At 69.5% G+C, this 6,565-nt stretch carries 7 protein-coding genes; 2 read left to right on the forward strand and 5 right to left on the reverse strand.

The window, feature by feature from the left end; all coding sequences use genetic code 11:
• The coding region (locus PSH25_RS25345) for a PepSY domain-containing protein (RefSeq protein WP_238661445.1) at positions 1–337 on the forward strand (337 nt) is incomplete at its 5' end.
• Between the two features lie 123 nt (positions 338–460).
• Here the strand turns inward: PSH25_RS25345 and PSH25_RS25350 are convergent.
• Together PSH25_RS25350 and PSH25_RS25355 are read right to left on the reverse strand one after the other, a co-directional pair.
• Positions 461–2,353, reverse strand: a complete 1,893-nt coding sequence (locus tag PSH25_RS25350; RefSeq protein WP_372492847.1) for an ABC transporter ATP-binding protein — start codon at positions 2,351–2,353, stop codon at positions 461–463.
• A 159-nt stretch (positions 2,354–2,512) separates the two neighbouring features.
• A complete protein-coding gene (locus tag PSH25_RS25355; RefSeq protein WP_238661446.1) occupies positions 2,513–3,151 on the reverse strand; it encodes a class I SAM-dependent methyltransferase in 639 nt (212 codons plus the stop codon).
• A gap of 82 nt (positions 3,152–3,233) precedes the next feature.
• On the opposite strand from PSH25_RS25355, the gene PSH25_RS25360 reads away from it, so the two are divergent.
• Positions 3,234–4,484, forward strand: coding sequence for an HNH endonuclease signature motif containing protein (locus PSH25_RS25360; RefSeq protein WP_238661447.1), 1,251 nt, complete (start codon positions 3,234–3,236; stop codon positions 4,482–4,484).
• Positions 4,485–4,593: 109 nt separating this feature from the next.
• Here PSH25_RS25360 and trxA read toward each other — a convergent pair whose 3' ends face one another.
• From trxA to PSH25_RS25375, 3 genes are all read right to left on the reverse strand, one after another.
• Positions 4,594–4,941, reverse strand: a complete 348-nt coding sequence (gene trxA, locus PSH25_RS25365; protein WP_274527937.1) for a thioredoxin — start codon at positions 4,939–4,941, stop codon at positions 4,594–4,596.
• Positions 4,911–5,303 (reverse strand): MerR family transcriptional regulator, encoded by a 393-nt coding sequence (locus tag PSH25_RS25370; protein ID WP_238661448.1) that lies wholly within the window; start codon positions 5,301–5,303, stop codon positions 4,911–4,913. Before PSH25_RS25370 ends, trxA begins: the two co-directional genes overlap by 31 nt.
• Before the next feature lie 123 nt (positions 5,304–5,426).
• Positions 5,427–6,565 (reverse strand): chitosanase (locus PSH25_RS25375; protein ID WP_238661449.1); only part of this gene is annotated, 1,139 nt, incomplete at its 5' end.

Raw genomic sequence — 6,565 nt, forward strand, 5'->3', positions numbered from 1 at the left:
CGGCACCCCATCGGGTACGCCGTCGGTCGGCACCCCATCGGGTACGCCGTCGAGCGGCGGCGCGCCGGCGGGCAGCGCGGTCGACGAGAAGCGCGCCGGTGAGATCGCGCTCGCCAAGGCCGGTGGCGGCCAGATCGTCGAGGTCGAAGCCGAGCAGGAGAATGGCAGGCCGGTGTGGAGCGTCGAGATCGTCGCGGGCGACACCGAGCACGAGGTGGACGTCGACAGGGACAACGGGTCGGTGGTCAAGGCCGAGCAGGAGCCGGTCGACGACGATGACAACGACGCCGACGACGCCGATGACGACAACGACGACGACAAGGACGACAACGACTGACCGCCGCCGCTGCCCACCCCGACTGCTTGACGGGGTGGGCAGCGGCGCGTGGTGACGCGGTGGTCGGGCCGTCCTTCCTGGGCGGACCGACCACCGCGTACGTTATGAGGTGCCCCTGAACCGTCAGATGGCCACGCGTTGCTCCTGGACCGTCGGCTGGTCCTGGGCGAACTGGGTGCGGTACAACTCGTGGTAGCGGCCACCAGCGGCGAGCAGGTCACTGTGTCGGCCACGTTCGACGATCCGCCCGGCTTCCACGACGAGGATCTGGTCGGCTGCCCGGATGGTGGAGAGCCGGTGCGCGATGACCACGCTCGTCCGGCCGGTCAGCGCCTCGGCCAGGGCGTCCTGCACCGCCGCCTCCGAGGTGGAGTCGAGATGAGCGGTGGCTTCGTCGAGGATGACCACGCGCGGACGGGCCAGCAGCAGTCGCGCGATGGTGAGCCGTTGCCGTTCGCCGCCGGACAGGCGGTATCCGCGCTCGCCGACGACGGTGTCCAACCCATCGGGAAGGCTGCGGATCAGGTCGTCGAGTCGGGCCCGCCGGAGCACCTCCCACATCTCGTCCTCGGTCGCGTCCGGCTGGGCGAACGCCAGGTTGGCGCGGATGCTCTCGTGGAAGAGGTGCCCGTCCTGGGTCACCACGCCCAACGCCGTCCGGATCGACTCCGCGGACAGTTCGCGTACGTCGATGTCGGCGAGCTTCACCGTGCCGTCCTCGACGTCGTACAGGCGAGGCACGAGCTGCGCGATCGTCGACTTGCCCGCCCCCGAGGAGCCGACGAGCGCCACCATCTGCCCCGCTTCGGCGCGGAACGAGACCCCGTGCAGCACTTCCTCGCCGCCGCGCGTGTCGAGCTTCGCCACATCCTCGAGGGACGCGAGCGACACCTTGTCCGCTGAGGGGTAGCCGAACCGGACCCCGTCGAACTCGACCGCGACCGGCCCCTCCGGAAGGGGTCGGGCGTCGGCCCTGTCGAGGATCAGCGGTTTGAGGTCGAGAACCTCGAACACCCGCTCGAAGCTCACCAGCGCGCTCATCACCTCGACCCGAGCGCTGGCCAGCGATGTCAGCGGTGCGTAGAGGCGCGACAGCAGCAGCGCCAGGGCGACCACCGTCCCGGCGTCGAGGCTGCCCCGCAGGGCGTAGAGACCACCCAGCCCGTAGACCAGGGCCAGAGCCAGCGAGCCAACGACGGTGAGCGCGGTGATGAAGACCCACTGCAGCATCGCGGCGCGGATGCCGATGTCCCGGACCCGACGTGCCCGGGCCGCGAACTCGGCGGACTCCTCGGCCGGCCGCCCGTACAGCTTGACCAGCGTGGCACCGGGTGCGGAGAACCGTTCCGTCATCCGGGTGCTCATGGCCGCGTTGTGCTCGGCCGCCTCACGCTGCAACTGGGCGAGCCGTGAACCCATCCGCCGGGCCGGGAGAACGAAGATGGGCAGCAGGACGAGCGCCAGCAGCGTGATCTGCCAGGAGAAGGTGAGCATCACGGCCAACGTCAGCATCAGCGTGACGGCGTTGCCGACCACACTCGACAGGGTGTCGCTGAAGGCCCGCTGCGCGCCGATCACATCGTTGTTCAGTCGGCTGACCAGCGCACCCGTGCGGGTCCGCGTGAAGAACGCCACCGGCATGCGCTGAACGTGGTCGAAGACAGCCGTCCGCAGTTGGACGATCAACCCCTCACCGATGCTGGCGGACAGAAATCGCGTCACCAGACCCAGCCCGGCCTCGGCGAGGGCGATCACGGCGATCAGTACGGCCAACCGGATCACCACGCCACTGTCGGCGCCGTCCACTATCGCGTCGACCACCCGACCGGCGAGAACGGGCGCCGCCACCGTGAGGACCGCCGTCACCACACTCAACAACAGGAACCTGATGATCAAGGCGCGGTGTGGCCGTGCGAACTGCGCGATCCGCTTCAAGGTGGCGCGGGACAGCGGTCGCTCGTCCTGCGCGTTCATCGCGTGGTGCAGAGACATCCACGCGGTAATTTCCATGCTCATGCGTAACCTCCGATACCGGAGGCTAGGACCTCACCCGAGCTTGAGGTCAAGTCAACGCGCGGGCTGGTTCATGTCGGCGCGGATCCGGCCGAACACACCATGCGGTTCGAGCCGTGCGGGCGGTCAGCGATCTCGATCATCGGGGCTCCTCTGTCTCCCTCACCGACGGGCGAAGACGAAGCCACCTCGGACGCTCGGGGCTTGGCGATGCGACATCTCCGCATCGACGGTGAAGCCGGAACCTTCCAACCAGGTCGCGACCCGGGCCGGTGACCGGCGGTGCACGTAGACATTCATCGGATGCCCGCCGTAACCCTCCGTCTTGAGCCTGCTGCCGTCGCCGGCGTGGAAGCCCAGCAGCAGGGCTCCGCCAGGCCGCAGCACCCGAAAGAACTCGGCGAAGACTGTGGGGACCTCGTCGTCGGGGACGTGGATCAGAGAGAACCACGCGAGCAGGCCGGTCAGGCAACCATCGGCCAGTTCGAGAGCCGTCATCGAGCCGACCTCGAACCGTAGGCCGGGGTGGTCCTGTCGGGCCACCTCGATCATCGCGGACGACAGGTCCACACCGAACGCGTCCAGGCCGATGTCGTGCAGATGGGCGGTGATCTGCCCCGGACCGCAGCCGATATCGGCGACCCGCCCATTCCCCTGGGCTCGCACCAGCTCGGCGAAGAGCGCCAGGATGCCCCGCTGGAACGGCTCGTCGGCGATGGCGTCCCGCAGCAACTCGGCGTAGCTGACCGCCACGGTGTCGTACGAAGTCCTGGTGTCCTCGAGCCAACCGGAAACGCGCATGCGATGCACGATAGCCCGGGCGTGGACACAGCGATCGATCATAGCCACTGAAAGTGTCGTACACCTGTTCTAGTCTCGGGTCATGGTCGAGGAGTTGGCGCAGGCAGACGACGCGGTCGCCGCCTGCGTCGACGCCGCCGCCTGGGCCCTCCCAGAACACGAGCTGATCGCCGCGCTCGACGCCGCGCACCGCTTGGAGAAACGCCTCGCCGCCGTCAAACTCGCTCTGATCCGCGAGGTCGACGGCCGGGGCACCGCCCGCGCCCAAGGCGCCTCCAGCACCGCCGTGTGGCTGCGCGACCGCCTGCGACTCACCATCCCCTCCGCCCGCCGCCTCGTCGACCTCGCCACCACCCTTGACACCAGTAACCCCGGCATCCGACAAGCGCTGGCTGATGGCGTCATCAGCCTGGACCAGGCCCGGGTCATCGCCGACACCGTTGAGACCGTGAACAGGTCGGCCGACGCCGAGACCGCCGACAAAGCGGTCGGTGTGCTCACCGACTGGGCCCGGCAGTTCGACCCCACCCACCTGCGCAAACTCGGCACCCGCATCCTCGACCACGTCGCCCCCGACATCGCCGACGCCACCGCCCAAGCCGCACTCGACGCCGAAGCACGCCGCGCCGCCCACGACCGGCACCTCACCCTGTCCGAGCAGACCGACGGTCGCCTCCGACTCACCGGCACCCTCGACGCCGAAACCGCCGGCCTGCTCCGCGCCGCCATCGACCCACTGAGCGCGCCCTGCGGCCCCGACGACCAACGCTCTGCCGGTCAACGCCGCCACGACGCCCTCGCCGACCTCTGCCGACTCACCCTCCGTACCGGGAAGCTACCCGAGCACGGCGGCGACCCGGCGCAGGTCGTCGTCACCACGACCTACGAGGCGCTGACCCGGCAGTTAGGCACCGGCACCCTCGACACCGGCCTGCACCTCACCCCGGACACGGTGCGTCGACTCGCCTGCGACGCCACCCTGCTGCCCGCCGTCCTCGGCGGCACCGGCCAACCACTCGACGTCGGCCGACAACGCCGCCTCATCACCGGGCCACTGCGCCGCGCCCTCGTACTCCGCGACCGCGGCTGCGCGTTCCCCGGCTGCGACCGACCACCCCGCTGGTGCCACGCCCACCACATCCACCACTGGGCCGACGGCGGCCCAACCAGCCTCACCAACGCCGTCCTGCTCTGCGGCCACCACCACCGACACCTACACCACAGCGACTGGACCGTCCAACTAGCCGGCGACGGCCACCCCGAATTCATCCCACCCGCCTGGCTCGACCCCGAACAGGTCCCCCGCCGCAACCACTACCACCGACGAACATAGACACGACCAGCCCCTGCACCACCCGCCCGGCGAGGGCCCGTGCCGCCACCGTGAGGACCACCGTCGCCACGCTCAACAGCAGGAGGCGGCACTCGACCGGCGGTGACGGTCACAGGCCGGCGTGCATGGTCAGGCTCTGCCGCAGGTGGAGTTTCGGCCTTGACCCGACGACCGAGCCGACGACCTCGCCACGACGGAACACCAGCAGCGTCGGCAGGGACATGACTCCGTAGCGCCGTGTGGCCTGCGGGTTGTCGTCGGAGTTGAGCTTGGCGATGACCATACGGTCGCCGAACTCCCGCGCCAGCTCGACGAGGCTCTTCTCGATCATCTTGCACGGCGGGCACCACTCCGCCCAGAAGTCGACCACGACGGGCCGGTCGCTGGCCAGCACCAGCTCGGCGAACGTGTTGTCGGTGACGGTGGTCAGGGAGCTGACGCTCGTTTCTTGGGGCATGTTTCTTCCCGGTGCGCGATGGCGTGGCTGAGCTGCGTGTGCAACTGCCGACGGACCGCTCCGAGCCGATCGAGGTAGTCGTCGACCTCGGCGAGCTTGCGTCGCAGCACCAGCACGGAATCCGGACAGACGTCGCCGGACGCGTTACCCGCTCGTAGACAGGCGACGAACGGACGGACGTCCTCAAGGCCGAAGCCGACGTCGAGCAGCGCCCGGATCTCCCGGACGACTCGCAGCTCCGCCTCGTCGTAGACGCGGTAGCCGTTCGCCGAGCGCTGCGGGTGTACCAACCCGTGGGCTTCGTAGTAGCGCAGCGTTCGGGTGCTCGTGCCCGCCCGTTCCGCCAGCTCGCCGATCAGCATCAGACCTCCTCGACCAGCCCGTCGCGACCACGCTAGACCTTGTCGTCAGCGTCAAGGCAAGCCTGCTCCCGGTCCCGAGCACGGTTCAGGGCGCCGCGAGGCGGCGCCCTGAACGTCTGCGCGTCAGCCGATGCGGAACTGTTCGCCGTAGACGGCGAACACCAGTGGGGTGTTCAGGTTGAAGTTGCCGTTGTTGAGGAACACCCGCTGGGCCGTGTCGACGCGGGAGGTGTCCGAGTGGGCCTGCTCCTTCTTCATCTCGATGACCCGTTCGTCGAGGAAGGCGTTGAGCCAGGTCCGCTCGTCGCCGCCCTGGGCCGGCGGCTTGGCCCGGTTCAGGGCGCGGCTGCGGATCTGGCGCATGCCCTCGTACCCGTGCATGACCGCCGCGTCGTAGTAGGCGAACTGACCGAGCGCCCGCACCTGGTCGTTCTTGCCGTCGCGTACCGACGGGTTGAAGTAGACCCGGTCGCGTTCGGCCTCCTGGGCGGCCTGGAACACCGGGTCGGTAGCCGCGGTCCGCCAGTCGCGGGGGAAGTTGGGGTCGAGGCCGGCGTGCGACGCGGTGCCGTTGACGTTGCGCAGCGCCGGCAGGTAGCCGGCGAGCACGTTGCCCGGCTTGGTGCGGGTGTACGCCTCGACCAGTTCGAGCATGTCGCCGGTGCCGGAGCAGAAGCCGATGATGCCGGCGGTGTAGCCTCGCCCGTCGCCGATGTCCTCGATGTAGGAGAACTGCGCGCGCCAGTCGAGCGAGGAGTTCTCCGCGGCGGAGACGAGTTGCATGGCGACGTTCTTCTTCGCCGGGTCGTCGAGGTTGGTCCCGCTCGGGGTGGTGGGCGTGGGGGTGCTGCCGCCGCCCGGCAGGGTCCACTGCTGATTCGTGGTGCCGCCGCAGGTCCAGATCTGCAACCGGGTGCCGTTCGCGGTGCTCCGGTCGGTGACGTCGAGGCACTTGCCGGAGCCGGAGTTGACGAGCGCGCCGTTGCTGGCGGTCCACTTCTGCGCGCCGGTGCTGTTGCAGTCGTACAGCTGCACCTTGGCACCGTTGGCGGTCGACGCGGCGGTGACGTCGAGGCACTTGCCGAGTGCCCGGATCGAGTTGTCGGTGTTGCCGACGGTCCACGTCTGGGCCGCGCTGCCGTTGCAGTCGTAGAGCTGGACGGGCGTGCCGTTGGCCGAGCTGGCGCCGGCCACGTCGATGCACTTCCCGCCGAGGCCGGTGATCGGGCCGGCGGTCGCGGCGCTCGCCGACGGCAGGCCGT

It is taken from the genome of Micromonospora foliorum (assembly GCF_022229015.1).
Lineage (GTDB): Bacteria > Actinomycetota > Actinomycetes > Mycobacteriales > Micromonosporaceae > Micromonospora > Micromonospora foliorum.

Excerpts from the sequence above, each read along its gene's own strand:
- PSH25_RS25350 (WP_372492847.1), bottom strand. The coding sequence starts at position 2,353 with ATGAGCATGGAAATTACCGCGTGGATGTCTCTGCACCACGCGATGAAC.
- PSH25_RS25355 (WP_238661446.1), bottom strand. The coding sequence starts at position 3,151 with ATGCGCGTTTCCGGTTGGCTCGAGGACACCAGGACTTCGTACGACACC.
- PSH25_RS25360 (WP_238661447.1), top strand. The coding sequence starts at position 3,234 with ATGGTCGAGGAGTTGGCGCAGGCAGACGACGCGGTCGCCGCCTGCGTC.
- trxA (WP_274527937.1), bottom strand. The coding sequence starts at position 4,941 with ATGCCCCAAGAAACGAGCGTCAGCTCCCTGACCACCGTCACCGACAAC.
- PSH25_RS25370 (WP_238661448.1), bottom strand. The coding sequence starts at position 5,303 with ATGCTGATCGGCGAGCTGGCGGAACGGGCGGGCACGAGCACCCGAACG.